23 protein-coding genes are annotated in these 25,169 nt (G+C 38.6%); 20 read left to right on the forward strand and 3 right to left on the reverse strand.

Going from position 1 to position 25,169, the window contains the following annotated elements:
- Window positions 1–94: 94 nt before the first annotated feature.
- The 4 genes from GTK47_RS09600 (at window position 95) to sixA (ending at window position 4,951) form a co-directional block, all read left to right on the forward strand.
- A complete protein-coding gene (locus GTK47_RS09600; RefSeq protein WP_006533378.1) occupies window positions 95–391 on the forward strand; it encodes a YfcZ/YiiS family protein in 297 nt (98 codons plus the stop codon).
- A 234-nt stretch (window positions 392–625) separates the two neighbouring features.
- Entirely contained in the window at window positions 626–1,930 is a 1,305-nt protein-coding gene (gene fadI, locus GTK47_RS09605; RefSeq protein WP_165122904.1) for an acetyl-CoA C-acyltransferase FadI, read from the forward strand.
- Window positions 1,927–4,089, forward strand: coding sequence for a fatty acid oxidation complex subunit alpha FadJ (gene fadJ / locus GTK47_RS09610; protein ID WP_206535904.1), 2,163 nt, complete (start codon window positions 1,927–1,929; stop codon window positions 4,087–4,089). Before fadI ends, fadJ begins: the two co-directional genes overlap by 4 nt.
- Window positions 4,090–4,477: 388 nt before the next feature.
- Window positions 4,478–4,951: a phosphohistidine phosphatase SixA gene (gene sixA / locus GTK47_RS09615; RefSeq protein WP_165122906.1), complete on the forward strand. Its 474-nt coding sequence runs from the start codon at window positions 4,478–4,480 to the stop codon at window positions 4,949–4,951.
- 88 nt (window positions 4,952–5,039) lie between these two features.
- Here the strand turns inward: sixA and smrB are convergent, their stop codons facing one another.
- Window positions 5,040–5,582 carry an endonuclease SmrB gene (gene smrB, locus GTK47_RS09620; RefSeq protein WP_165122907.1) on the reverse strand — a complete coding sequence of 181 codons (543 nt, stop codon included), beginning with the start codon at window positions 5,580–5,582 and terminating at the stop codon, window positions 5,040–5,042.
- Between the two features lie 589 nt (window positions 5,583–6,171).
- Between smrB and prmB the strand changes: the two genes are divergently transcribed.
- The 7 genes from prmB to GTK47_RS09655 all read left to right on the forward strand — a co-directional run bounded on the left by prmB (window position 6,172) and on the right by GTK47_RS09655 (window position 12,123).
- On the forward strand, window positions 6,172–7,104 hold the full coding sequence (gene prmB, locus GTK47_RS09625; RefSeq protein WP_165122908.1) for a 50S ribosomal protein L3 N(5)-glutamine methyltransferase: 933 nt from the start codon (window positions 6,172–6,174) through the stop codon (window positions 7,102–7,104).
- An 84-nt stretch (window positions 7,105–7,188) separates the two neighbouring features.
- Window positions 7,189–8,274, forward strand: a complete 1,086-nt coding sequence (gene aroC / locus GTK47_RS09630; RefSeq protein WP_165122909.1) for a chorismate synthase — start codon at window positions 7,189–7,191, stop codon at window positions 8,272–8,274.
- Between the two features lie 168 nt (window positions 8,275–8,442).
- The gene (locus GTK47_RS09635; RefSeq protein ID WP_165122910.1) at window positions 8,443–9,243 is read left to right on the forward strand and encodes a sulfite exporter TauE/SafE family protein; all 801 of its coding nucleotides are present in this window, start codon (window positions 8,443–8,445) and stop codon (window positions 9,241–9,243) included.
- Window positions 9,244–9,260: 17 nt separating this feature from the next.
- Window positions 9,261–9,815 carry an elongation factor P hydroxylase gene (locus GTK47_RS09640; protein WP_109393033.1) on the forward strand — a complete coding sequence of 185 codons (555 nt, stop codon included), beginning with the start codon at window positions 9,261–9,263 and terminating at the stop codon, window positions 9,813–9,815.
- A 153-nt stretch (window positions 9,816–9,968) separates the two neighbouring features.
- Complete coding sequence (locus GTK47_RS09645) at window positions 9,969–10,241, forward strand: YfcL family protein (protein ID WP_006533359.1); 273 nt, start codon at window positions 9,969–9,971, stop codon at window positions 10,239–10,241.
- A 327-nt stretch (window positions 10,242–10,568) separates the two neighbouring features.
- The gene (locus GTK47_RS09650) at window positions 10,569–11,465 is read left to right on the forward strand and encodes a hypothetical protein (protein ID WP_165122911.1); all 897 of its coding nucleotides are present in this window, start codon (window positions 10,569–10,571) and stop codon (window positions 11,463–11,465) included.
- 109 nt (window positions 11,466–11,574) lie between these two features.
- Window positions 11,575–12,123 carry a GNAT family N-acetyltransferase gene (locus GTK47_RS09655; protein ID WP_161711363.1) on the forward strand — a complete coding sequence of 183 codons (549 nt, stop codon included), beginning with the start codon at window positions 11,575–11,577 and terminating at the stop codon, window positions 12,121–12,123.
- Window positions 12,124–12,210: 87 nt separating this feature from the next.
- Here the strand turns inward: GTK47_RS09655 and mnmC are convergent, their stop codons facing one another.
- Window positions 12,211–14,259 carry a bifunctional tRNA (5-methylaminomethyl-2-thiouridine)(34)-methyltransferase MnmD/FAD-dependent 5-carboxymethylaminomethyl-2-thiouridine(34) oxidoreductase MnmC gene (gene mnmC, locus GTK47_RS09660; RefSeq protein ID WP_165122912.1) on the reverse strand — a complete coding sequence of 683 codons (2,049 nt, stop codon included), beginning with the start codon at window positions 14,257–14,259 and terminating at the stop codon, window positions 12,211–12,213.
- 205 nt (window positions 14,260–14,464) lie between these two features.
- Here mnmC and fabB point away from each other — a divergent pair, with 205 nt between their 5' ends.
- Window positions 14,465–15,676: a beta-ketoacyl-ACP synthase I gene (gene fabB, locus GTK47_RS09665; RefSeq protein WP_088495099.1), complete on the forward strand. Its 1,212-nt coding sequence runs from the start codon at window positions 14,465–14,467 to the stop codon at window positions 15,674–15,676.
- 564 nt (window positions 15,677–16,240) lie between these two features.
- Here the strand turns inward: fabB and GTK47_RS09670 are convergent.
- On the reverse strand, window positions 16,241–17,161 hold the full coding sequence (locus tag GTK47_RS09670) for an EamA family transporter (protein WP_165122913.1): 921 nt from the start codon (window positions 17,159–17,161) through the stop codon (window positions 16,241–16,243).
- A gap of 121 nt (window positions 17,162–17,282) precedes the next feature.
- On the opposite strand from GTK47_RS09670, the gene GTK47_RS09675 reads away from it, so the two are divergent.
- The 8 genes from GTK47_RS09675 to dedD all read left to right on the forward strand — a co-directional run bounded on the left by GTK47_RS09675 (window position 17,283) and on the right by dedD (window position 25,110).
- Complete coding sequence (locus GTK47_RS09675; RefSeq protein WP_109393039.1) at window positions 17,283–18,065, forward strand: helix-turn-helix transcriptional regulator; 783 nt, start codon at window positions 17,283–17,285, stop codon at window positions 18,063–18,065.
- A 149-nt stretch (window positions 18,066–18,214) separates the two neighbouring features.
- On the forward strand, window positions 18,215–19,357 hold the full coding sequence (pdxB, locus tag GTK47_RS09680) for a 4-phosphoerythronate dehydrogenase PdxB (RefSeq protein WP_165122914.1): 1,143 nt from the start codon (window positions 18,215–18,217) through the stop codon (window positions 19,355–19,357).
- A gap of 45 nt (window positions 19,358–19,402) precedes the next feature.
- On the forward strand, window positions 19,403–20,413 hold the full coding sequence (locus GTK47_RS09685) for an aspartate-semialdehyde dehydrogenase (RefSeq protein WP_165122915.1): 1,011 nt from the start codon (window positions 19,403–19,405) through the stop codon (window positions 20,411–20,413).
- Complete coding sequence (gene truA / locus GTK47_RS09690) at window positions 20,413–21,297, forward strand: tRNA pseudouridine(38-40) synthase TruA (protein ID WP_241256096.1); 885 nt, start codon at window positions 20,413–20,415, stop codon at window positions 21,295–21,297. The genes GTK47_RS09685 and truA overlap by 1 nt, the downstream gene beginning before the upstream one ends.
- Window positions 21,298–21,321: 24 nt before the next feature.
- On the forward strand, window positions 21,322–22,023 hold the full coding sequence (locus GTK47_RS09695) for a DedA family protein (protein WP_165122916.1): 702 nt from the start codon (window positions 21,322–21,324) through the stop codon (window positions 22,021–22,023).
- A 169-nt stretch (window positions 22,024–22,192) separates the two neighbouring features.
- Window positions 22,193–23,161, forward strand: a complete 969-nt coding sequence (accD, locus tag GTK47_RS09700; protein ID WP_165122917.1) for an acetyl-CoA carboxylase, carboxyltransferase subunit beta — start codon at window positions 22,193–22,195, stop codon at window positions 23,159–23,161.
- Complete coding sequence (gene folC, locus GTK47_RS09705; protein ID WP_165122918.1) at window positions 23,154–24,452, forward strand: bifunctional tetrahydrofolate synthase/dihydrofolate synthase; 1,299 nt, start codon at window positions 23,154–23,156, stop codon at window positions 24,450–24,452. The genes accD and folC overlap by 8 nt, the downstream gene beginning before the upstream one ends.
- Window positions 24,442–25,110: a cell division protein DedD gene (dedD, locus tag GTK47_RS09710; RefSeq protein WP_165122919.1), complete on the forward strand. Its 669-nt coding sequence runs from the start codon at window positions 24,442–24,444 to the stop codon at window positions 25,108–25,110. The genes folC and dedD overlap by 11 nt, the downstream gene beginning before the upstream one ends.
- The last annotated feature ends 59 nt before the right edge of the window (window positions 25,111–25,169 follow it).

Raw genomic sequence — 25,169 nt, forward strand, 5'->3', positions numbered from 1 at the left:
TGTAAAATTGTAATAAAATTTGAGCTAAAGCAGTTTATTTTATTTTTTTGCGATTATGATAGATAATTAACATTTCTTTCGTTGGGAGACTAAAATGGCAGACGCAATTAATCGTTGTAGTGCAGAAGAAACCGCTGCTTGCTGTTGTGTAGATGTGGGTACTATTATTGACAATAAGAATTGCACAGCGTCATATCAGCATGTCTTCGCTGATAAAGTACAAGCGCAAGCAATGTTAGATCAACTCAGTGCAAAAGCACAATCTATCGCTTCAGAGCCTTGTAAAATTAATCAACAATTTGCTGATGTTGATGGTGGTGTTCAACTTACCGCTGATTTTACATTCTCTTGTGAAGCAGAAAACCTAATTTTCCAGTTAGGATTACGTTAATCCTCTGAAATTAATAGATTTAAGGCTGTTGAAATTCGACAGCCTTTTTTATATCTCTCGATCACTCCATTCTTTTTTCTATCATTATTGTTAAGTTTCAGACATTTCATCGAAATATTGAGCGCTAACTCCCAATTCTCGTAAAATGACGTTTCTGAAAAGTGAAATTTTTGTTAACACTATTATCAGGTCAGACCTCTTTGGTGTTAGGAAATCATTTTGTCAGGAGCCGTTATGAAGTCATCAACGAACAGTGCTATGAAAGATCGCATCGCTATTGTCAGCGGGCTACGCTTACCTTTTGCTAAACAAGCGACTGCGTATCGAGGAATACCTGCGGTTGAATTAGGGCGTTCAGTGGTTCAAGAATTAGTGACTCGCAATGAAATTCCTCCCGAAATTATTGATCAACTTGTTTTCGGCCAAGTGGTTCAAATGCCAGAAGCACCTAACATTGCCAGAGAAATTGTGCTCGGCGCAGGGTTAAGTGTAAAAACTGATGCTTATAGTGTAACAAGAGCATGTGCAACAAGTTTTCAGGCGATTGCTAATGTTGCTGAAAGCATGATGGCCGGACATGTTTCTGTCGGTATTGCTGGTGGTGCAGACTCTTCTTCAGTTTTGCCTATCGGCGTTAGTAAAAAGCTTGCAGATGTTTTATTAAGCCTTAATAAGGCCAAATCATTAGGCCAGAAATTAAGTTATTTAAGCCAATTACGATTTCGTGATCTCCTTCCTGTGGCACCCGCAGTTGCTGAATACTCAACGGGGTTGCGTATGGGAGATACCGCGGAGCAAATGGCAAAGACTTATCATATTTCCAGAGTTGCTCAAGATGAATTAGCACATCGTTCTCATCAATTAGCAACGAAAGCATGGGAAATGGGAAAACTAGATAATGAAGTAATGACCGCGTTTTTCCCGCCCTACAAAGAAGGCTTTCATCAAGATAACAATATTCGTAAAAACTCTGTTCTTGATTCTTATGCCAAACTCAAACCTGCCTTTGATCGTCGCCACGGTAGTGTCACTGCCGCAAACAGTACGCCATTAACCGATGGCGCAGCGGCAGTATTAATGATGAAAGAATCTGTAGCTAAAAGTCTCGGTTATCAGCCTTTAGGTTATTTGCGTAGTTATGCTTTTACAGCGACAGATGTTTGGAAAGATATGCTATTGGGGCCATCGTATGCCACACCACTTGCGCTTTCTCGCGCTGGTCTTGCATTGAGTGATTTAACGCTAATTGATATGCATGAAGCTTTTGCTGCACAAACATTAAGCAATTTGACACTATTTGCCAGTGAGCGTTTTGCTAAAGAGCAACTGGGATTATCCAAGGCGATTGGAGAAGTGGATATGGATAAATTTAATGTGCTAGGTGGTTCTATTGCTTATGGGCATCCATTTGCAGCGACTGGCGCAAGAATGGTCACACAGACACTGCATGAGCTTAAACGTCGAGGAGGAGGGTTTGGGTTAACTACTGCTTGTGCGGCTGGTGGATTAGGTGCAGCGATGATTTTGGAGGTGGAATAATGGAACAACAACAAACAACACTAGAAAAATCATCTGTTTTTCAATTCTCAGTTCGTAATGACAAAGTGGGTGTTATCACCATTGATGTTATTGGTGAAAAAGTAAACACACTAAAAGCAGAGTTTGTGCAGCAATTTCAAGATGTTTTAAGGCAAGCTCAGCAACACTCCGGTGTAAAAGGATTAATCATCACTTCAGGTAAAACAGACAGTTTTATTGCGGGTGCAGATATCTCCATGATTGCGGGGTGTAAAACCAAAGAAGAAGCGAGTGCATTAGCTAAAGCAGGACAGGATCTTTTTACGCAACTTGAAAACTATCCATTGCCTGTTGTGGCGGCTATCAATGGTGCATGCCTTGGCGGAGGACTTGAATTAGCCTTAGCCTGTCATGGACGAATTTGTTCTGATAATAATAAAACACGTTTAGGGCTTCCTGAAGTGCAACTTGGATTACTACCGGGCTCTGGCGGAACTCAACGTTTACCTCGTCTTATTGGTGTGACATCTGCGTTAGACATGATCTTAACGGGTAGACAAATTAATGCGAAACGAGCCTTAAAATTAGGCCTTGTAAACGATGTTGTCTCACAAGATATTCTATTAGAAGTTGCAGCTAAATGGATTTTATCGGGTAAAAAAGAGCAGAAAAAACATTCGATAATGGATCGCTTTTGGGCAAATACGACTTTAGGTAGAAATATACTGTTTGGGCAAGCCAAAAAACGCACATTAGCCAAGACGAAAGGTCACTATCCAGCAGCAGAGCGTATTCTTCATGTCATTGAACGAGGCCTTGAGAAAGATATTCAAACAGGTTTTAAAGAAGAGGCTAATGCGTTTGGTGAACTAGCGATGACACCTGTTTCATCTGCATTAAGGCATCTCTTTTTTGCTTCTACGGCACTTAAAAATGAAACAGGATCATCGGAAAAACCAGATAATTTGCACCATATCGGTATTTTAGGTGGTGGATTAATGGGCGGTGGTATTGCCTTTGTGACCGCGACAAAAGGTAATTTACCAGTAAGAATTAAAGATATCAGTGATAAGGGAATTGCTCAGGCGCTTAATTATAGTTGGAAAGCGCTTTCAGCCAAAGTGAGTAAAAAAAGGTTATCTGCACGCGAACGTCAGCGTCAAATGGGGCTACTCTCTGGTTCATTGGATTACAGCGGTTTTCATCAATCAAATATTATTGTTGAAGCGGTTTTTGAAGATCTGGCTTTAAAACAGAAGATGGTTGCAGATATCGAAGAAGTAGGAAAAGGTAAAGTTATTTTTGCTTCAAATACCTCTTCACTTCCTATTCATAAAATTGCAGAAACAGCAAAACACCCAGAAAAAGTGATCGGGCTTCACTATTTTAGTCCAGTAGAAAAAATGCCTTTGGTTGAAGTTATTCCGCATGAAAATACCGATGAAAAAACCATTGCTACAACTGTAGCCTTTGCGAAAAAGCAGGGCAAGGTTGCAATAGTTGTTGGTGATAAACCGGGATTCTATGTTAACCGTATTCTTGCTCCTTATATCAGTGAAGCATTGACATGTTTAGTACAAGGAGAGCCTATTGAGAATATCGATAAAGCCCTTGTTCAGTTTGGTTTTCCCGTAGGGCCTATTCAGTTATTGGATGAAGTGGGGATTGATATTGGTACTAAAATAACGCCAATATTAGTGAATGCATTTGGTGAAAGGTTTGCTTCTCCTCCGGCTGTCGATGCCATTATTGCTGATGATAGAAAAGGTCGTAAAAATGGACGAGGTTTTTATCTTTATGCAAAACACGCATTACCTTTCTCATTAGGTAAAAATAAAAAACAGCCTGATCCTGCTATATATCGGTTATTACAAATTAAACCTAAAAGCCAATTATCTTCCTCTGAAATTACGGAGCGTTGTTTATTATTAATGTTAAATGAGGCCGTTCGTTGTTTAGATGAAAGTATTATAAAGCAACCACGAGATGGTGATATTGGTGCTGTATTTGGTATCGGTTTTCCTCCTTTTTTTGGTGGTCCATTCCGTTATATGGACAGTATGGGAACAACAAAAGTAGCAGAAAAGCTCAATCAACTTGCCGATAAATACGGAGAAAAATATCGCCCTTGTGAGCGTTTAGTTGAAATGGCTAAACGAAATGAACGTTTTTACGATTAAGGTCATCACTTTACCATTGCTTTTTCCTTTTGTGACACTTGTTTTGATTGAGGCGCTTAGGCGCCTTTTTTCTTGTACTTTTTGCGTCAGATTAATAATTGGTGAATTTTTAATGGAAAAAGAGGTCGAAAGTGTTAATGATAGCCAGATATGGCAAAATAGTTATTTGAAAATAAATTTAAAAACGAAATTTTTTAAAATAAAATTCTGAAAATGATGTTGATTTGTAAACCAACGGCATGATCTTAAAAAGATTAATAATGTTATTACAATTAAGGTATTGAAGATTTTTATATGGGAATATTTTGATTTGAAATGAATTGAATTAAGTATCTTAAAACTGTAAATACCAGTAATTACAAAAATAAAATAGGTTTGATAATTTACTATGCAAATTTTTATTATGCGCCACGGAGAAGCAGCTCTTGATGCTGCCAGCGATGCACTAAGACCACTGACTGAACGTGGAAAAAGTGAATCAATAAAAATGGCTGAATGGATGTCAAAGCAAGGACATATAATTGATTATGTTTTAGTCAGCCCTTATTTACGCGTTCAACAGACATTGGATGCAGTAAAAGTAGATTTAGCGCTACCTAATAAAATAGAAACAGATGATGGACTTATCCCTGGAGGTAATCCTTCACATGTTGCACATTACTTACGTGCCTTGGGTGATACAGGATATAAAAATGTTCTTGTTATTTCACACTTACCTTTAGTTGGTTATGTTGTCGCTGAACTCTGTCCTGCTGTATGTGCTCCTATGTTTTCAACATCAACTATTGCCTGTGTTGATTTTGATTTATCAAAAGGTGCAGGGGAGTTGTTATGGCAAGTGTCACCTTCAACATTGAAATAAAATTTAAATCAACTAACTAAGTAAATAATTAACACCTTATTTCACCCGATAGGTGATTTAAGGGTTAATGCAATAGAATTTTTGAGGTTTAGCGGCGAGCAATATCGTCGTTTTCCACGAGTACTAATAATGCGGCATCACCTCCCCATTCTTTAGAGGCTTGATGAAAAGCAATAACATCAGGGTGTTGTGCTAACCAAAGAGGTGTTTGCTGCTTTAAAATATGTTTGCCATGTCCATGCATAATACAGGCACAATAAACATGCTCTCGTCTACATGCCGCAATCAATGCGCCAATCTCTTGCTTTGCAATTAACTGTGTTAATCCGTGCAAATCTAGAAAAAACTCAGGTACATAATCACCACGACGTAGCTTTTTTAATTCATAAGCATTAGCGCCTTCTCTTAAATAGCGCATTGGGCCTTCTGTGGCTAAGTTAGGCTGAAATTCATCTGAAAAATAATAAGAGGCATCAACTTGCTCTTGTTGCAGACGTTCAGGTGCGTAGTGTGTCATTTTTTTACGTTTTGGCGAATGAAGTATTTTATCTTGAGGTAATTTCTTAGTGCCTTTTATCATCTCCTGAAACAACTCAATTTCAGAAGGCGGTAATGAAAATTTTTTATTCATTTTTTACGATTCTTCATAGTGTTACTGTTTTTATAAGGCAATAGTACATGAAATAGCGTCAGAGATAAAAAAGTATAGGCCATAAATTTAGCATAAAAAAAGGCAGGGAATTTACCCTGCCGAAATAGTCACATAGTTAGCAAATATAGGTTGGTTAACAAGTTGCTCTACTCATAATATCTGTGGAACATAAAACGTTACTATATCTTCAGGTTGCGATAAAAAACGATAAAAAATATTTAAATAGTCTTTAAAATGAGTCATTTGCTTTCAAGTGACTGGATATTGAATGAAAAACATCTATAGGCGCATTTTGGTACACAGTTAATTCTTTCATGCTCTAAGTATGGTTCAATTTCATTTTCTTGCTAATAAAAGTTAAATTAAAAGTATAAAATACCAATATTTATTTATGAACAGATCGTAAATTTTGTTTTTGACTATATGATTGAAGTTTAAAACCATAACAAGAGTGTGGTTATAGTAAAGTTAATAATAACGTAGTGATATTTTTTTATGGTTTCCCGCTGATTTATCGCCATCTTCATGGCAAACTACAGACTTTCTATTTCTTCAGAGGACAACAGTTTTGGATATAACACTAAAAGAGGAAGCGGTTGCTGATCTAAGCACGATCCTAGATATGTTACGTTGGGCTATGAGTCAGTTTAATTCATCTGATATTTACTATGGTCATGGCACAGATAACGCGTGGGATGAAGCATTGCAGCTGGTATTACCGACTATTGCACTTCCTTTAGATATTCCAGACGCACTGTTATCAACCAAGTTAACAACTTCTGAAAAGATGGAAATTATTACGCTGATCGAAAGCCGTATTGAACAGAAAATCCCAGTTCCTTATTTAACGCATAGCGCTTGGTTCTGTGGCCACGAATTTTATGTTGATGAACGAGTTCTTATCCCTCGCTCTCCTATTGGTGAATTAATCAATAACCATTTTGATGGTTTAATTCAGCAAGAGCCAGCACGCATTCTCGACTTATGCACTGGAAGTGGCTGTATTGCTATTGCTTGTGCTCATGAATTTGAAGATGCTGAAGTTGATGCGGTTGATATTTCTGAAGATGCATTAGAAGTCGCTGAATTTAATATTGAAAACCACGGTTTAGTACATCGTGTTTATCCAATGCAATCGGATTTATTTAACGCCATTGTACCAACGCCTTACGATATTATTGTGACAAATCCGCCGTATGTTGATGTAGAAGATATGGGCGATTTACCTGATGAATACCAAGTTGAACCTGAGCTAGCATTAGCTTCTGGCATCGATGGTCTTGATATTACAAGACAAATTTTGCTAAAAGCGCCTGAATATCTGAGTGAAAAAGGTATTTTAGTGTGTGAAGTGGGTAATAGTATGGTTCATTTAATTGAGCAATTCCCTGAGGTTCCATTTACATGGCTTGAGTTTGAAAATGGTGGGCTTGGTGTCTTTATGCTGACTCGTGAACAGCTCGTCGAATATTCAGCGTATTTTTCTACTGATAAACGTTGATGTAACAGCAATGAGACGGTAGATTGTTATTTATTGCAAATAACATATTGATAACATCACACAGTAAAAGATAGGAATAAAGGGATGGCAGGAAACAGTATCGGACAATTATTCAGAGTCACAACTTTCGGTGAGTCTCATGGTATTGCATTAGGTTGCATTGTTGATGGTGTACCTCCTGGATTGCCTTTAACAGAAGCTGACTTACAAGTTGATTTAGATAGACGTAGACCCGGAACATCGCGTTATACCACTCAACGCCGCGAACCTGATCAAGTACGCATTTTATCAGGTGTATTTAATGGTGTTACAACAGGAACAAGCATTGGCTTATTGATTGAAAACACCGATCAACGCTCCCAAGATTACAGTGAAATCAAAGATGTTTTTCGCCCTGGTCATGCTGATTATACCTACGAGCAAAAATATGGTTTGCGTGATTATCGTGGTGGTGGGCGCTCTTCTGCACGAGAAACTGCAATGCGTGTTGCTGCTGGTGCCATCGCAAAAAAATACCTAAAAGAGAAAATGGGTATCGAAATAAAAGGCTATCTTTCTCAACTAGGTCCAATTACTTGTGATCTTGTTGATTGGTCTATCGTTGAAACCAACCCGTTTTTCTGCCCAGATCCTTCTCGTTTAGAAGCTCTTGATGAATACATGCGTGCGCTTAAAAAAGAAGGCAATTCGATCGGTGCAAAAGTGACCGTAGTTGCAGAAGGTGTACCAGCCGGATTTGGCGAACCAGTTTTTGACAGGCTCGATGCAGATTTAGCACACGCATTAATGAGTATTAATGCTGTTAAAGGAATTGAAATTGGTGATGGTTTTGGTGTTGTAACCTTAAAAGGCACTGAAAATAGAGATGAAATCACTAAAAACGGTTTTACTAGTAATCATGCAGGTGGCATTTTAGGTGGAATTAGCAGTGGTCAGCCAATCGTTGCTCATATCGCTTTAAAACCAACATCTAGCATTACTATTGCAGGCAAAACAATTAATCGTGATGGTGAAGAAGTCGATATGATAACCAAAGGTCGTCATGATCCTTGTGTGGGAATTCGCGCTATCCCTATTGCAGAAGCAATGATGGCAATTGTACTGCTCGATCATGCATTGCGCCAACGTGGTCAATGTGGTGATGTTGTACCTCCGCTAATGCAATGGTAATCATTCTACGTCAATAACGTGGTCGATAAACTGTTGTAAGTTTGATGTTAGCTTTAAAGGTGTGAGCGCCTAATTTTATTATGCTCAGATCGTGTTGCTGTGGTTTTTTTAAATAAATGAGATAAACACAGCAACGCGTCCTTCATTCCTAATAATTCGGATAGATAAATGGATTGGCTCTTTTCAGATGGCATCTACCTTCTTCTTTTCTTTGTTGCTTTAATTGCAGGTTTTATTGATTCAATAGCTGGTGGCGGTGGGTTAATCACCATTCCAGCTTTGTTATCAGCAGGCATTCCTCCCGTTCAAGCTCTCGCAACAAATAAATTGCAATCAGTAGGTGGCTCGTTTTCGGCTACGCTCTATTTTATACGTCGAAAGGTTATTGATTTAAAAGCACAGCGATTTGCAATTTTAATGACTTTTATTGGTGCGGTTTCTGGCGCCATGTTAGTGCAGTTTATTAATCCCGAAATTCTTAAACAAGCGCTTCCTATTCTTACCATTGCCATTGGTCTCTATTTCCTTTTTACTCCATCAATAGGTGCTCAAGACAGTAAACAACGCATTGGTTACTATACTTTTGGGGCAATATTAGGCGGCGGTGTCGGTTTTTATGATGGTATTTTTGGACCGGGTACAGGTTCTTTTTTCGCTTTAGGTTATGTCATGTTACTTGGATATAATCTTTCAAAAGCGACCGCTCATGCTAAATTGCTCAACTTCACCTCTAATTTTGGCTCTTTACTGTTTTTTATTATTGGTGGGCAGGTTATTTGGACTATTGGTTTAGTTATGCTTTGTGGGCAATTTATTGGTGCTCGCTTAGGTGCAGGTTTAGTATTAACAAAAGGGCAAAAATTAATAAGACCTATGCTGGTCATTATCTCCTTTTTGATGAGCATCAAACTCATTCATGACAATCATGGCGATACTATTGCACTTTGGTTTTCTGCACTTTTTAATTAGGAATAGATGGTTTTTAAATGTCAGCACATCATTATCAACAGTTAATTGATATCTTTAATCAATGCTTTAGCGAAAGCTTTCAAACCCGTTTAGTTAAAGGAGATGATGAGCCGATTTATTTGCCTGCAAATGAAGAGACACCTTATCACCAAATCATTTTTGCTCATGGCTTTTATGCCAGTGCCTTACATGAAATATCACATTGGTGTATCGCTGGAGAGGCTCGTCGCCAACAAGTTGATTATGGTTACTGGTATTGTCCTGATGGACGAGATGAAACCACTCAAGGGCAGTTTGAAGTTGTAGAAATCAAACCTCAAGCATTAGATTGGTTATTTTGCCAAGCTGCTGGTTATCCTTTCAATGTTAGTTGTGACAATTTAGAAGGTAACTTTGAGCCTGATCGTTATGAGTTCAGAAATAAAGTTAGAGAACAAGTACTCGCTTATTTACGAGATAAAAACGCGCCACCTCGTGCACAGCTATTTATTAATGCGTTACATTTGTTTTACAATACTCCAGAGCTAACCGAAGAGATGTTTCCTTATCAGGAAAATCCTTTAGTTAATTAAGGATTGCGAGAATAATTATCGCCTATCCACTGTGAAGGTTTTACCCAATAGGGTGGAGTCTGAAGTAGTAAGGTTGCTAGAGCACATGTATTTATGCTCTGTTAATACAGGGTAAATATAAAAGATAGCAACATTATATATTGAGGATAAATAATGCTTTCTGAGTATGAAGCGTACTTATTAGATAAAATTGATAGCCGTGTTGAACATGCCACTGATGATGAATTATTTGCAGGTGGATATTTACAAGGCCATATTACACTGGCTATTGCTGAACTTGAGCAAGAAAATAACACACAGTTAGAAGCGTTAAGAGCGCGTGTAGAAGAGAGCATTCAAAAGGCGATAAAAGCAGGTGAGCTTTCACCTCCAGATCAAGCGTTAGTTTTATCTACATGGCATGATTTAGTTAACTCAATTAATTAATTCGGCATATCTACTAAGAGAACAACCGGCATAAATCGGTTGTTTTTTCTTTCTTAATATCTTATTAAAATCACAGTCGTTAAGCCATATTTAAGATATTTACTGTTGAATTAGATTGGTTTTTATACAAAAATTGATCCCTACTATTTATCAATTGTTTTTATTTGATTTTTCAAAGTCGATGTATCTCTCATTGATTAAGCATAATAGTGCTATCTTTTGTAACTCCTTGCCATTTCTGTAAAATTACTTTTAAATGTTTTTTAGGAATGTTTCTCGGGATGCAAATGATTTGCATAGAATATTTATGATAAGGATAACGATACGATGAAAAATTTCTTTAAAATAGGCCTACTGACTAGCGCAGTTTTATTTTTATCTGCTTGTGATCAATTTGATTTAGATAATAAAAAAAATAAGTTTTATTACAGTAATCCAAGCGAAAAAGTCATTAGTTTTAGTGTCGATGATAAAGAATATCAGGTTGAACCGGGTAAAAATGGTTATATAACGCTGTCACCTGGTGAGCATAGTTTAAAAGATAGTGCCGGTAATGATGCTCGATTTATGGTTTATGACCAGAATAATGGTGGCATACTAAATCCTGATAATTTTATGTATTACACCCTTTCAGAAGTTTACGCAGTAAAGGGAAAAACAGATCAATTTAAACCTGTCGATTACCCCGTTATTATTAATGGCTATGAATTTGAACTTCCAGTGCGTAGCACTAATGCCACATTAATCGATGGTAATATCTTTCAGTGTACTTATGCCTTAGGCGAGCCATTTCCTAATGAAATCCGCACTCGCAATAAAAATAATAATGGTGGCATAAAAAATAAATGTTTTGATAAACCTGAGTTTATTAAATATATTTCAGCGGAATACAATAAAGATTTAGAGCCGTTTACTCAAGAAGATGAATATAACGATTCTGTTAATCTTGATTTAGACTATATATTACCGCCTGCAGAATTTACTGATCCTGATATTCAAGCTGAAGCAGAAGAGCTTGTTTCATTATTAAATCAAGTTCAAGAAAGTGAAGATCCGAAGATCCATAACATACTAAAAGATAAACTTCATAAGGCGACACTTGCTATTGTTCACGCTTATAGTAACCGTGTGGTAAAGGATTCAGTAGAAGACAATATGTACTATAATCGTTTTATTGAAGAGACTCAGAAGTTCCAATCTTACGGTATATTACCTAAAGATTAACGACTTAAAAAATAAGAAGCTATTTTAGTATTAACATAAGCCATCCAACAGGATGGCTTTTTAATAAATTAAGCATAAAAGTATAAAAATACCTGAGCTGGAAAAAGAGATGACAACAACACAAAACAAAATAAAAAATAACGATATTACGATCCGTCAAACACAAATCGATGATGCCACTAAATTGCCTGCTATTGAGCAATCAGCAGGACAACTCTTTAGTACTTTAGAAGACTTACGTTGGATAAGTGAAAGTGGCGTACAAAGTGTTGAAAAACATTTAGCGTTTATTGATCAGCAAGGGCATTGGGTAGCAGTTAATGGTGATAATGAGCCAGTTGGTTTTATCATGACGACTGCTTTACCAGAAAGCTTATTTATCTATGAACTCTCAGTGAGCCAAGATTGGCAAAATAGGGGGATTGGTAAGTTACTTATTCAAAAAGTAAAAGATAAAGCAAAAGTACATAAGTTTGATTCTGTTACGTTGACGACATTTCGCCATGTTCCTTGGAATGCACCGTATTATCAACGTTTAGGTTTTTCTATTTTACCAGAAAGCGAGATCCCTCATTCTTTGCAAGAAATCTTAGACGATGAAGTTGAAAGGGGGGGGTTTGTAAAAGAAACGCGCTGTGCAATGAAGTTTGAGGTTTAGCTTCTCTTTGGACATGGTGATCTTGGGTATAATAGCGAGGTAATCAAAAAGTAAAAAATAAGCAACCGAGGTTGGTTGCTTATACATTTATTCCACTTCAATTGGCTTCCCACGCAGTAATGGTCTTACCCAAAAACGATTAGGATGTAAGGCATTTAATACATTATCTTCAACCGGAAAGGGTTCGTCAAAAATTTGGCTTGCAAGAATTTCGGCTGATAAAGGCGCTGAACATAATCCACGAGAGCCTAATGCACTGATAATATAAAGTTGAGGATAAGCAGGGGCTAAAGCTGGCGTTTGTTTTCTACGTTTAAATCTATCTAAATGCGTATATGCCACTCGTAGTGTTTCAAAATCAGGTACTTCGCCTAATAACGGTAGGTGGTCACGTATAGTGCAACGAATACCTATTCGAGCTTCATTTCGGCTAAAATCAACATCTTTAACCCAAGGTGCTTTTGCTAAACACTGTGTAAGATGAGTTTGGTTATTTTCTTGCTCTTGCGTTGAGACTACTAAATCTAATCTATCGCGGCGAAAGCTTGCTCCTACACAATGCAAATTATCTTGGTGATCAACAGGTGTAAAATAGCCATCATAACAAAGCACAGTTTTTAGTTTTGATAATGTTTTTGTTGTTGGAATATGGCTAACTTGCCCTCTGACTGCGCTAATAGGTAATTTTGCACTTTGGCTAAAATCGGTAATTCGATGCCCATTTGCTAAAATAACGCAATCATGTTGTGATTGAAGTTGTGTCGTACCTTCGCCATCGTGATGAACAATCTCCAAGTGCCAAAATGCTTCTTGTGCGCTTATTTGAGTAACTTGGTGATTAAATCGCAACGTTAACCCTAATTTTTCAGCGTATTTTAATGTATTGATTGTGAGCTCAGTCGGTGAAAGCCAGCCCGCTTGTGGGTAAAACAAAGCATCATAATTAACGTCTAATCCGCTGAGTTTATTGACTTCGTCTTCATCGAGGTAACACGCTATTTGAGCAAAGGGTATGGAATTATCGATAATTCTCTGTGCTTTTTTACGAACTTTTTCGTTATAAATAATTTGTGCAACGCCAGACCATTGATGTGAAAAAGGAATGCCTGCTTTACTTAGGTTGTCATAAGTGCGATGAGCAAATAAAAATGCGGTTGTAAAAAATTGTTCTAGTTCATCGGATTTGCCATTGAGTAAAGGATATAAGACACCTTGTCGATTACCAGAGGCATTAGTTGCGGGTTGTTTATCTTCACAATACAAGGTGACATTGGCACCTCTTCTTAGGCAGGAAAGCGCGGTAAATGTGCTGGCAATGCCACCGCCTATAATTGCAATGTTCTGTGCTTTGGTTGCACTTGGTCTGGCATAGTAAGGGAGAAATTCAGGAGATGGAGGATGTGGAAAAATACCTGTCAGCATCTCTCTTTTTTGGCCAAATCCTTTGATTTTATTTATCTCAAAACCAACGCTTTGCAAACCTCGTTTGACAATCCCTGCGGCGGTAAACGTTGCAAATGTGCCGTTTTCTCGCATTGAATCAGCCATCGATTGAAAGAGAGTTTCGCTCCACATTTGAGGGTTTTTAGAAGGCGCAAAACCATCTAAGAACCAGGCATCCACTTTATTATGTAGTGCTTGGCGAGTTTGGGGTAACAGGATATTGATATCACCAAACCATAAATCCAGTGTAATTGCTCCATCAGCAAGAATAATGCGATGACAACCCGCAATGGCTAATGGCCATTGAGAACAAAGCGCTTGTGAATATTTTTCCAGTTCAGGCCAATGGCAATGTGCAGATTGTAAGTCACTTTTTGTAAGAGGGAATTTCTCGAAACTAACATAATGAAGACGTTTTAAACGAGAGTCAGGGGATGTTTGCCTAAATTGCTCGAAAGCTTGCCACAATGTTAAAAAATTAAGCCCAGTACCAAATCCTGTTTCTGCGATAACACATTCAGAGCGTACATGTGTACCAAAACGTGATGGAAAATGATTTCCATGTAAGAACACATGTCGAGTTTCTTCTAGACCGTCTTGGTTTGAAAAGTAAATATCGCCAAATTGTTCTGAGATAGGCGTACCAAGTTCATTCCAACTTAAAGACGCAGTGTTTATCGGGCTATTATTCACGGAACTGCCTGTATTTCTCGAAAAAATTAACTAATATCTTAGCGCCGTTAGGTTGCTTGTACCAGCCTTAAAGGAGAAAGTGTTTTATCAGCTTATCTGTATTTTTGTAAAAAAGATCCTGATCGGACTTGTTCGGCGTACAACTGTACGCTAAAGTGCTACTCAGAAATCCCGCAGCTACAACTATTATTGTAAAGAGGTATGAATGAAGCGCGCAGTGATCACGGGTCTGGGTATTGTTTCGAGCATTGGTAATAACCAGAAAGAAGTGCTGGATTCTTTAAAAGAAGGTCGTTCCGGGATAACTTTCTCAGAAGAATTTAAAGAGATGGGGCTTCGTAGCCACATTTGGGGCAACGTTAAGCTTGATACTGAAGGTCTTATTGACCGTAAAATCCGCCGTTTTATGAGCGACGCATCGGTTTATGCCTATCTATCTATGCAAGAGGCGATAGCTGATTCAGGTCTGACTGAAGACCAAGTTTCTAATATTCGTTCTGGCTTAGTCGTTGGTTCTGGTGGTGGTTCTCCACGTAACCAAGTCCAAGGTTCTGATGGCATGAGAGCAAAAGGTCTACGTGGCGTAGGTCCTTATATGGTAACTCGTGCAATGGCATCAGGTGTTTCAGCTTGTTTAGCAACACCTTTCAAAATTAAGGGCGTTAACTACTCAATCAGTTCTGCTTGTTCAACATCAGCACACTGTATTGGTCACGCCGTTGAGCTTATCCAGTTAGGCAAACAAGATGTTGTATTTGCTGGTGGTGGTGAAGAGTTAAGTTGGGAAATGACCTGCGAATTTGACGCAATGGGTGCGCTCTCAACTAAATATAACGAAACTCCAACCAAAGCTTCTCGTACTTACGATAAAAACCGAGATGGTTTTGTTATCGCAGGTGGTGGCGGTATTGTGGTTGTTGAAGAGTTAGAACACGCATTAGCGCGTGGTGCTCATATCTATGGTGAAGTCGTAGGTTATGGCGCAACATCTGATGGTGCAGATATGGTTGCTCCTTCAGGTGAAGGCGCGGTGCGTTGTATGCAAATGGCAATGCAAGGTATTGATAAAGTTGATTATATTAATACGCATGGTACTTCAACACCAGTTGGCGATCTAAAAGAGCTTGAAGCTATCACTGAAGTGTTTGGTTCGCATACACCAGCTATCTCAGCAACAAAAGCAATGACTGGTCACTCATTAGGTGCGGCTGGTGTGCATGAAGCAATTTATAGCTTACTGATGTTAGAGCATGGATTTATTGCACCGAGCATCAATATTGAAGAATTAGACGATAAAGCAATGGGTATGAACATCATTACTCAACCAACAGAACAGAAGCTGGAGACGGTAATGTCAAATAGCTTTGGTTTTGGTGGTACAAATGCTTCATTAGTCATGAGTAAATATAAAAAATAGTTAGATATACTTATATCTTCTTATTAAAAAAAGCAGGCTTCATTTTAATGGAGTCTGCTTTTTTGTTTGAAATTTATTATGCAAAATAATTTATTATTCTAATAAAGATATCTTTCGAATAAAAATCATTAAAAAAAGATTATATAAATAACATTTAAAAATACCTTTCCTAATAGTTACTCATTTTATTATTCTAATAAAATAGACTAAACATTGTTAATACACTGTTTACATTAAGAAAATTAAATTAGGTTCATTTTATTTCAATCGTTTAATTTAATTTTACCAAAAATCATTAAATGTTTTGTTTTATATGGAGTTAGGAGAATAGAAAAATTGAATAAGACAAAAAGAGCACAAAAAAATTGATCTGGATTATTTTATTACAAATAAGTAGGAGCTATTTAATATAAAAGTTGGTAATGTTTGCCACGGATACTTGTATTACTTTATATTTTATACTTTGATTTCTTGTGTCAGTTTTATTTATTAAACCTAACATTATGAATGTGACCGGCTAAGAATTTAGCCGGCATTTTTTATTGTTGTCTTTTTGACATTGACTCACATCTCCTGACGACAATCTGCTTTTTTCTCAGCGGGCTGACGTCGGAAATTCAGTGGCGTTCTGAGTTGTTGCACTAAGAGCACGCCAAGTAAAACAATACCACCACCCACTAAGTGATAACTATGCATTTCTTCACCAAGAAGCGCGATAGCAATCATTGCAGTAAATAATGGCATTAGGTTCATAAAAATCGAGGTCGTATTTGCACCTAATTTCATCACACCTAAAATCCACAAATAAGGTGCAAGGATAGAAGCACCGATACCTGCGAAGATAACTAATCCAATATTATCTTTTGTTAACGCAACACTTTCGGCAAGAAAGAAGTTTGGCAATAATAGCAGAACACCAAACCCAATTTGCACATAAAGTGATTGCCAGTTAGGTAGCGCAATTGACCAGCGTTTTGTTAATACACCATAGAGGGCGTATGACGCCGAAGCAATAAACATCATCAGTTCACCATAACCCAAACCTTGGGAAAGCAACTGAGAAGGTTCGCCACGGCTAATTAGCCAAACTAATCCACTAATTGAAAGCACTGTGCCTAAAACAATACCTATTGTCGGTACAACACGTAAAACAAAAATGCTAATGATAACGGTTAATAATGGGATGAGAGAATTCAAAATCCCCATAAATGTTGCACTAACATAATGCGCTGCATAATAAGCTAAACTTTGGTACATCACCATCCCCAATGCACCAAGAATAAATAATTTCCACCAATATTGTTTGACGGTTTTACGATGATGCCAAACAGGCATAATCAAAAAAGGTGTCATAATTAAAAAGGCGAGGAACCAACGATAAAAAGAGATTGCAGCGGGATCAATAACAGACGCGGCTGCTTTATTAACGACTGCATTAATGGACCAGATTAGCACCGCTAAAAGCGGAAAAATTGCGTTTTTCATTATTCTCACATCTATTTTTAAACCAGGTCGCTATTGTAAGCCTGTCTGATTAGATATATATAATGAAAACCAGACAAGTGATAGGCCAATAAAGACAACATGACAAGAGAACAACATAAAGATGACAATTGAACAACAAAAAATGCAATGGTTATTGTCTGATCCAGATACGGTTCGATTTCGTGATGAGCAACTATTAGCTGAAACAGAGTTTGTTTATCACCAACATGATTTTGGTCAGCTACTTTATGTAATTTCTGGTGTTATGGATTTAGAAGCTGGGGGACAGCGATTTTTGGCGCCACCAGAGTTTAGTGTATGGATACCCAAAAATGTAGGGCATGCCAGTTACAATAAAAAAACACTCTCTTTTAAGGTACTAGATATCGCGCCGAATTGGTGTGAAGGGCTATTAGATAAACCTTGTTTGATTCAATTGAGTGCTATTTTTTCAACCATATTTTCTGACTTTTTCCATCGTGGTGTGTGTAAACCACAAACAGAAGAAGATTTTCGCTTAGCCCAAGTACTGATTGATCAACTTAAATCTTCACCAATACATCATACTTATTTACCTTCCTCTAAAGATAAATTACTTGCCCCTATACTTTCTGTATTAGAGCAAAACCCGGCAGATAACACCTCGTTAGAAGAATGGGCTAAAAAACGTTATACCTCAGAAAGAACACTTTCTCGTCGTTGCCAACAGGAATTAGGTATGTCTTTTAGCGAATGGCGTAAACGCCTACGCTTTTTGCATGCAATTTCTTTATTAGAGCAAGGGAAAAGCGTGAATGAAATTGCATTTGATGTGGGATATAGCTCTTCGTCTTCATTTATTGCGATGTTTCAACAATTTGCTGGCACAACACCAGAACGTTTTCGTCGATTACCCAATTGTTAAGACTTCTTTTCATATATTTACTTAAAATCTAGGCGGATTTTACTGTCAATAATAGGCTTTGCTGTGAATAAGTGGCAAAATAGACCGCTTAATTTTATTTTTCGATTGATTGCTTACACACATAAATACCAAATCAGTGAGATAACACCGTGAAAATTCTGGTTGATGAAAATATGCCTTATGCGGAACAACTTTTCCGCCAATTAGGTGAGGTAAAAGCTGTTTCTGGTCGCCCATTACCTACTGATGAACTTAATGATTCTGATGCCTTAATGGTGAGATCAATTACTAAAGTCAATGAATCCTTATTATCAGGCAAGCCAGTGAAATTTGTTGGAACTGCAACTGCGGGTTTCGATCATGTCGATATTGCATGGTTAGAACAGCAACAAATTGGTTTTTCATCAGCCCCAGGTTGTAATGCTATCGCGGTTGTTGAATATGTATTTTCTGCATTGATGATGCTAGCAGAGCAAGATAACTTTCAATTAACCGATAAAGTTGTCGGTATTGTTGGTGTGGGAAATGTGGGGGGGCGATTAGCAACACGCCTTCGTGCATTAGGTGTCAATGTTTTACTTTGTGATCCACCAAGAGCGGATAATGGTGATGATGAAGAATTTCACCCATTGGAAACATTGTTAGAAAAAGCAGATATTCTAACTTTCCATACACCTCTCAATAAATCAGGCCCATATAAAAGTTATCATTTAATTAATGAGAACAATCTCGAAAAATTACCTGAAGGACGTATTTTAATTAATGCGAGCCGTGGCGAGGTTGTTGATAATCAAGCATTATTATCTGTACTTAAGAACGGCAAATCCTTACGCGTTGTATTAGATGTTTGGGAGCCAGAGCCAGATCTTTCTATTGAATTATTAAATAAAGTTGATATCGCAACACCACATATTGCAGGTTATACCTTAGAAGGTAAGGCGCGCGGTACAACTCAGGTTTTCGAAGCTTATTGTGATTTTATTGGTCAGCCCCAAACAGTTGAATTATCAACGTTGTTGCCTGCGCCTACTATTTCCACCATTTCTGTGCAAGGCGAGTTAACACAAACACTTTTAAAACAACTTATTCATCTTATTTATGATGTGCGTCGTGATGATGCTCCATTACGAAAAGTGGCAGGAATAAAAGGGGAGTTTGATAAATTACGCAAATTTTACGCTGTGCGCCGTGAGTGGTCTTCACTACACGTCATTTGTGACAATCAAACCACCGTTGACACATTAAATGCAATTGGCTTTAGTGCTACATATAAAAGCGCCACACACAAATAAAGCAAAATATTATTTTAAAAATTTTATGGTATTGGAGGATATCTTATGGGAGAAGGTTGGAATATTGCAGTTGTTGGTGCAACAGGCGCTGTTGGTGAAGCGATTTTAGAACTGCTACAAGAGCGTGAATTTCCCATTGGTGAATTAACTGCAATCGCAAGTGAAGATAGCATTGGGAAATCAGTGCGTGTAAACGGCAAAAGTGTTGCGGTTCAAGGTATTCACAATATCGAGTGGGCTGATATTCAATTAGCTTTCTTTGCAGCACCAACAGAAATCAGCGCGCAATATGCACAACAAGCAGCTGATGCTGGCTGTATTGTCATTGATTGTAGTGGCATTTTTGCAATGGATTGGGATGTGCCATTAGTTGTTCCGGGCGTGAACAGTGCAATGCTTGCGGAATACCGTACTCGTAATATTGTTTCAATTGCAGATAGCATGGTGAGCCAATTATTACGTGCCATTAATCCATTAACAGAATCTGCGGGTTTAACGCGCCTTAGCGTGACAAACTTAATGTCGGTTTCTCGTTTTGGAAAACAAGCCGTAGATGAACTGGCAGGGCAAAGTGCTCGTTTACTTAATGGTATTCCTCCTGAATTAGGTCGTTTTAATAAACAGTTAGCATTTAACATTTTACCTTTAATGGTTGATGACGAAGGCTCTATACAAGAAGAGCGTCGCATGGTTGACCAAATTCGTAAAATTTTACAAGACGAAGGCTTGCCAATCTCCGTTACTACACTGCAAGCGCCAGTTTTCTATGGTAATGCACAGTCGGTACAATTAGAAACCTCACGGCCAATGGGTAGTGATGAAGCGCGTGAAACCTTACAAGAAAATGAAGATCTTAATATCAGTGATGAAAATGATTTTCCAACTCAAGTTACCAATGCATCTGGTAATGTGAGCTTAAATTTAGGTTGCTTCCGTAATGATTATGGTATGCCAGAAGCTTTACAATTCTGGGCAGTCGCAGATAACGTGCGCTTTGGTGGGGCATTAATGGCTGTCGAAGTGGCTGAGCAGTTAATGCAGGAGCAGTTTTACTAATGAATGCGCAAGTGAGTGCTGAAGTAACAGAACAACCCTTGACTGAGTCAGCGGTTATTTCTGAAAGCACAACAATCAAAATTGCTCTAGGCGTTGAATATGATGGTAGCCGTTATTATGGCTGGCAACGCCAAAATGAAGTGCGTAGTGTACAAGAACGGTTAGAAAAAGCACTTTCACAAGTGGCTAATGAACCTATATCTGTGTTTTGTGCAGGAAGAACTGACGCTGGAGTACATGCAACGGGGCAAGTTGTTCATTTTGAAACAACGGCACACCGTAAAGATCCCGCTTGGACAATGGGCGTTAACACTCATTTACCTGCGGATATTGCAATACGTTGGGTAAAAACAGTTTCTGATGATTTTCATGCTCGCTTTAGTGCAACGGCAAGACGTTATCGCTATGTGATTTTTAATCATCGTTATCGTCCTGCTATTTTGTCATCTGGAGTGACACATTTTCATTATCCTTTAGACGCTGAACGTATGCACCAAGCAGCGCAATCTTTACTGGGTGAAAATGATTTTACCTCTTTTAGGGCTGTCCAATGTCAATCGCGAACGCCGTGGCGTAACGTTATGCATGTTAATGTTTCTCGATATGGTGACTATGTTGTTGTGGATATCAAAGCAAATGCTTTTGTTCATCATATGGTGAGAAATATTGTTGGCAGCCTTTTAGAAATAGGGTGTGGCAATCAGGACATTACTTGGATGGCTGAGTTATTAGCCTTAAAAGACAGAACCAAAGCCGCAGCAACAGCCAAAGCGAATGGATTGTATTTGGTCTCTGTTGATTATCCTGATCATTTTGAATTACCAAAACCTGCAATGGGCCCACTATTTTTAGCGGATAACCCTATTGAGATATCTCAATCATAAAAACACCCAGTTTTCTGAGGATTTATGGAAATATTAACGCAATTTGTTGATTTAATTAAGTTTCTAATTGATTTTATTTTGCACATTGATGCGCATTTAGCAGAGCTTGTTGCACAATATGGTACATGGGTCTATGCCATTTTGTTTCTGATTGTTTTTTGTGAAACGGGGCTTGTGGTAACGCCTTTCTTACCTGGAGACTCCTTATTATTTGTTGCAGGTGCTTTAGCTTCATTAGAAACCAATGATGTGAATGTTCATATTATTGTTTTACTGTTACTTTGTGCCGCTATTTTAGGTGATGCCGTTAACTATTCTATTGGGCGACTTTTTGGTGAAAAACTATTTAGTAAGCCTAATTCACGTATTTTTCGTCGTGAATATTTAGATAAAACCCATGCTTTTTATGAAAAGCATGGTGGTAAAGCGATAATTTTGGCAAGATTCGTGCCGATTATCCGAACTTTTGCGCCATTCGTTGCAGGAATGGGTAAAATGTCATATCGTCATTTTGCCTTTTATAATGTTGCTGGGGCAATTGCATGGGTACTGCTATTTACTTATGCAGGATACTTTTTTGGTGACTTAGATATAGTTCAAAAGAACTTAAAATTGCTAATTGTTGCCATTATTGTTATTTCTATTTTACCGGGCGTTATTGAGATCCTACGCCACCGCAGAGCGAGTGCAAAAGCAAAGAAAGAAAGTGATAACAAAGAGGTTTGAGCAGTTATCATAAGTTTTTGCCGTAGAATAGCCATAATAAAGAGATGCGCTGAAATTCAGTAAGCGGTATCATCATAAACTTTGCTAACCACACAGCCAGTGCATTGTGGTTGATACGCTAACAATAATTTTACTGGCGAAGGTCAGATTCAGACGAAAAGGTCCATTAATGAGCTGGATTGAAAAAATTCTAAATAAAAGCACTATCACAAGTTCACGTAAAGCCAATATCCCTGAAGGGGTTTGGACTAAATGTGACAGCTGTGGGCAGGTACTCTATCGCGCAGAATTAGAGCGTAATTTAGAGGTTTGCCCTAAATGTGATCACCATATGCGCATTTCAGCGCGCCGTCGCCTTGAGACTTTTCTCGATACAGGAAGCACAACAGAATTAGGTAGCGAATTAGAGCCTAAAGATATTCTGAAATTCCGCGACTCTAAAAAATACAAAGATAGAATCAGCGCTGCTCAAAAACAAACGCAAGAAAAAGATGCATTAATCGTGATGAAAGGAACGCTGAAAAAGATGCCTGTTGTTGCTGCATCCTTTGAATTTGCGTTTATGGGCGGTTCAATGGCTTCTGTTGTAGGTGCGCGTTTTGTTCGTGCTGTTGAACAAGCATTAGAAGATAACTGCCCATTAGTTTGCTTCTCTGCGAGTGGTGGTGCGCGTATGCAAGAAGCATTGATGTCATTAATGCAAATGGCAAAAACCAGTGCGGCATTAGCAAAAATGCAAGAGCGTGGTTTGCCTTATATCTCAGTAATGACTGACCCTACAATGGGGGGTGTTTCTGCAAGTTTAGCGATGTTAGGTGATATCAACGTTGCTGAACCTAAAGCACTGATTGGTTTTGCAGGCCCTCGCGTTATTGAACAAACAGTACGAGAAAAATTACCTGCTGGTTTCCAACGCAGTGAATTCTTGTTAGAAAAAGGCGCGATCGATATGATTGTTCGTCGTCCTGAAATGCGTGATGAGCTGGCTGAATTACTGGCTAAGCTGACTCAGTATGATTTAGTTGAAGATGAAAATGAAGATGAAATCATCGGTGAAGAAATGATTGCTGATGAAATCGAATCTATAGACAACGAGCCAGAAATTAACATCGAAACGAATAAAAAAGAAGATGTCTAATATCATAACTGCTCCTAAAGCCACATCGTCTTTGTCGATGTGGCTTTCTTATCTTGAACACTTGCACTCCAGCGCCATTGATATGGGGTTAGAACGAGTAGGCAAGGTAGGAAAAATATTAAACGTGTTACGTCCCGCACCTAAGGTAATTACTGTCTCAGGTACAAATGGGAAAGGCACAACCTGTCATATGCTAGAGTCAATCTTGATGGCATCAGGATTGAAAGTTGGCGTTTATAGTTCCCCTCATCTTGTTCGTTATACAGAACGTGTTCGTATTCAAGGCAAAGAGCTTTCTGAAGATGCTTTTTGTGAAGTTTTTGCAGAAATTGAACAAGCTAGAGGCGATATCTCGCTGACCTTTTTTGAATATGGCACTATCGCTGCGCTGAAGTTATTTCAACAAGCACAACTTGATGTTGTTATTCTTGAAGTAGGATTAGGCGGTCGATTAGATGCGACGAATATCGTTGATGCGGATATTGCTGCTATCACAAGTATTGCACTCGATCATACAGATTGGTTAGGTGCAGATAGAGAGCATATTGGCCACGAGAAAGCCGGTATTTTCCGCGCTAATCACTATGCCGTTGTGGGTGAGCCGGATATGCCTCATTCCATTGCTGAAGTTGCCAATGAAAAACAGGCTAAGCTTTTCCGTCGGGAAACGGATTGGTCTTTTGTTATTGAAGGTGATCACTGGCATTGGCGTTGTGCTGATTGTGAATTTGATGCGTTGCCAATCCCTAATATTCCGCTAGCCAATGCGGCAACAGCGATGGGAGTCATTCGTTGCTTGCTCAAATCTAATGATAAGGTCAGCCAAGCAATAACACAGCAAAGCATTGTTGAAGGTATGTCTCGTGCACAATTACCGGGTCGTTTTCAGGTGATTTCTCAACATCCTTTGGTTATCTTTGATGTGGCTCATAATCCTCATGCAGCAGGATATTTAGCGGAAAAATTATCACAATTACCACAAAAATCTGATACTCAGGTGCGTATTGTTGTTGGTATGCTGGGTGATAAAGATATTGCAGGAACATTAGCGTGCTTAACACCATTGGCTGATAGTTGGTATGTTGCTCCACTTAATGAGTTTCGTGGTGCTTCTGCGGATATATTAGCTCAACATCTTGAGAAACCAATGGTATTTGATAGTGTTGAACATGCATGGCAACAAGCAATGTCTGATGCTGCTCCTAACGATATTGTTGTGGTTTGTGGCTCATTTCATACTGTCGCGCATGTGATGGAACTTTTGGAAAAGGAGAGTGTGGGTGGCAAGTAAATTTCAAAATCGCTTAGTCGGTGCCGTTGTATTGGTGGCAGTCGGGGTTATTTTTTTACCTGCACTGCTTGACGGCGATAAGAAATATAACGAAGACCAGTTCGCCTCGATTCCTTTAGTACCAAAACCCGGTGATGAGCAAGAAATAGAATCTATCGCTCCGATAGAGCAAACCTCAGTGCCTTCTACTCCGTCAGAAGGTGCGTCTGAAGGTATGCTTTCTGAAGCTGTGACGGGCGTTGAACAACCTGCTGTTACAACGCCAGAACCACCTGCTGTTGTTACACCACCGGTACAACCACAACAGCCACCACAACAACCACCACAACAACCAACGCCTACACCAGAGCCTCCAACTGTGGTTACGCCACCTGTACAACCACCAGCACCACCGGTGCAAGAAACTAAGCCACCGAAAGGCGAAGCTTGGGTTGTTCAATTAGGTGCGTTGAAAAATGCGGCTAAGGTAGAAGAAATTATTGCGAAAATGCATTTCTCAGGTTATCCGGTATACACCATACCTGCACGCCCAGTAGCAGGGCAAGTAACTCGAATTTATATCGGCCCTAGTGCATCTAAGTCAGAATTACAGGCGATTTTGCCTCATTTAAAAGAGCTTACGGGCTTACAAGGTGAGGTAAAGGCATATAAGCCTTAATTTTTTCTAAACGAGTCATCAGATGAGTGATGTAACAAAGCGTTAACTTATTGCGGCGA

The sequence above is a fragment of the Proteus sp. ZN5 genome, assembly GCF_011046025.1.
Taxonomy (GTDB): Bacteria; Pseudomonadota; Gammaproteobacteria; order Enterobacterales; family Enterobacteriaceae; genus Proteus.

What these genes read in the sequence shown, in the direction of transcription:
- GTK47_RS09650 (WP_165122911.1), top strand. Translation starts at nt 10,569, where the DNA reads ATGAAAAATTTCTTTAAAATAGGCCTACTGACTAGCGCAGTTTTATTT.
- GTK47_RS09670 (WP_165122913.1), bottom strand. Translation starts at nt 17,161, where the DNA reads ATGAAAAACGCAATTTTTCCGCTTTTAGCGGTGCTAATCTGGTCCATT.
- aroC (WP_165122909.1), top strand. Translation starts at nt 7,189, where the DNA reads ATGGCAGGAAACAGTATCGGACAATTATTCAGAGTCACAACTTTCGGT.
- smrB (WP_165122907.1), bottom strand. Translation starts at nt 5,582, where the DNA reads ATGAATAAAAAATTTTCATTACCGCCTTCTGAAATTGAGTTGTTTCAG.
- truA (WP_241256096.1), top strand. Translation starts at nt 20,413, where the DNA reads ATGAATGCGCAAGTGAGTGCTGAAGTAACAGAACAACCCTTGACTGAG.
- sixA (WP_165122906.1), top strand. Translation starts at nt 4,478, where the DNA reads ATGCAAATTTTTATTATGCGCCACGGAGAAGCAGCTCTTGATGCTGCC.
- fabB (WP_088495099.1), top strand. Translation starts at nt 14,465, where the DNA reads ATGAAGCGCGCAGTGATCACGGGTCTGGGTATTGTTTCGAGCATTGGT.
- GTK47_RS09645 (WP_006533359.1), top strand. Translation starts at nt 9,969, where the DNA reads ATGCTTTCTGAGTATGAAGCGTACTTATTAGATAAAATTGATAGCCGT.
- GTK47_RS09685 (WP_165122915.1), top strand. Translation starts at nt 19,403, where the DNA reads ATGGGAGAAGGTTGGAATATTGCAGTTGTTGGTGCAACAGGCGCTGTT.
- accD (WP_165122917.1), top strand. Translation starts at nt 22,193, where the DNA reads ATGAGCTGGATTGAAAAAATTCTAAATAAAAGCACTATCACAAGTTCA.
- folC (WP_165122918.1), top strand. Translation starts at nt 23,154, where the DNA reads ATGTCTAATATCATAACTGCTCCTAAAGCCACATCGTCTTTGTCGATG.
- GTK47_RS09640 (WP_109393033.1), top strand. Translation starts at nt 9,261, where the DNA reads ATGTCAGCACATCATTATCAACAGTTAATTGATATCTTTAATCAATGC.
- GTK47_RS09600 (WP_006533378.1), top strand. Translation starts at nt 95, where the DNA reads ATGGCAGACGCAATTAATCGTTGTAGTGCAGAAGAAACCGCTGCTTGC.
- GTK47_RS09675 (WP_109393039.1), top strand. Translation starts at nt 17,283, where the DNA reads ATGACAATTGAACAACAAAAAATGCAATGGTTATTGTCTGATCCAGAT.
- fadI (WP_165122904.1), top strand. Translation starts at nt 626, where the DNA reads ATGAAGTCATCAACGAACAGTGCTATGAAAGATCGCATCGCTATTGTC.
- GTK47_RS09635 (WP_165122910.1), top strand. Translation starts at nt 8,443, where the DNA reads ATGGATTGGCTCTTTTCAGATGGCATCTACCTTCTTCTTTTCTTTGTT.
- GTK47_RS09695 (WP_165122916.1), top strand. Translation starts at nt 21,322, where the DNA reads ATGGAAATATTAACGCAATTTGTTGATTTAATTAAGTTTCTAATTGAT.
- GTK47_RS09655 (WP_161711363.1), top strand. Translation starts at nt 11,575, where the DNA reads ATGACAACAACACAAAACAAAATAAAAAATAACGATATTACGATCCGT.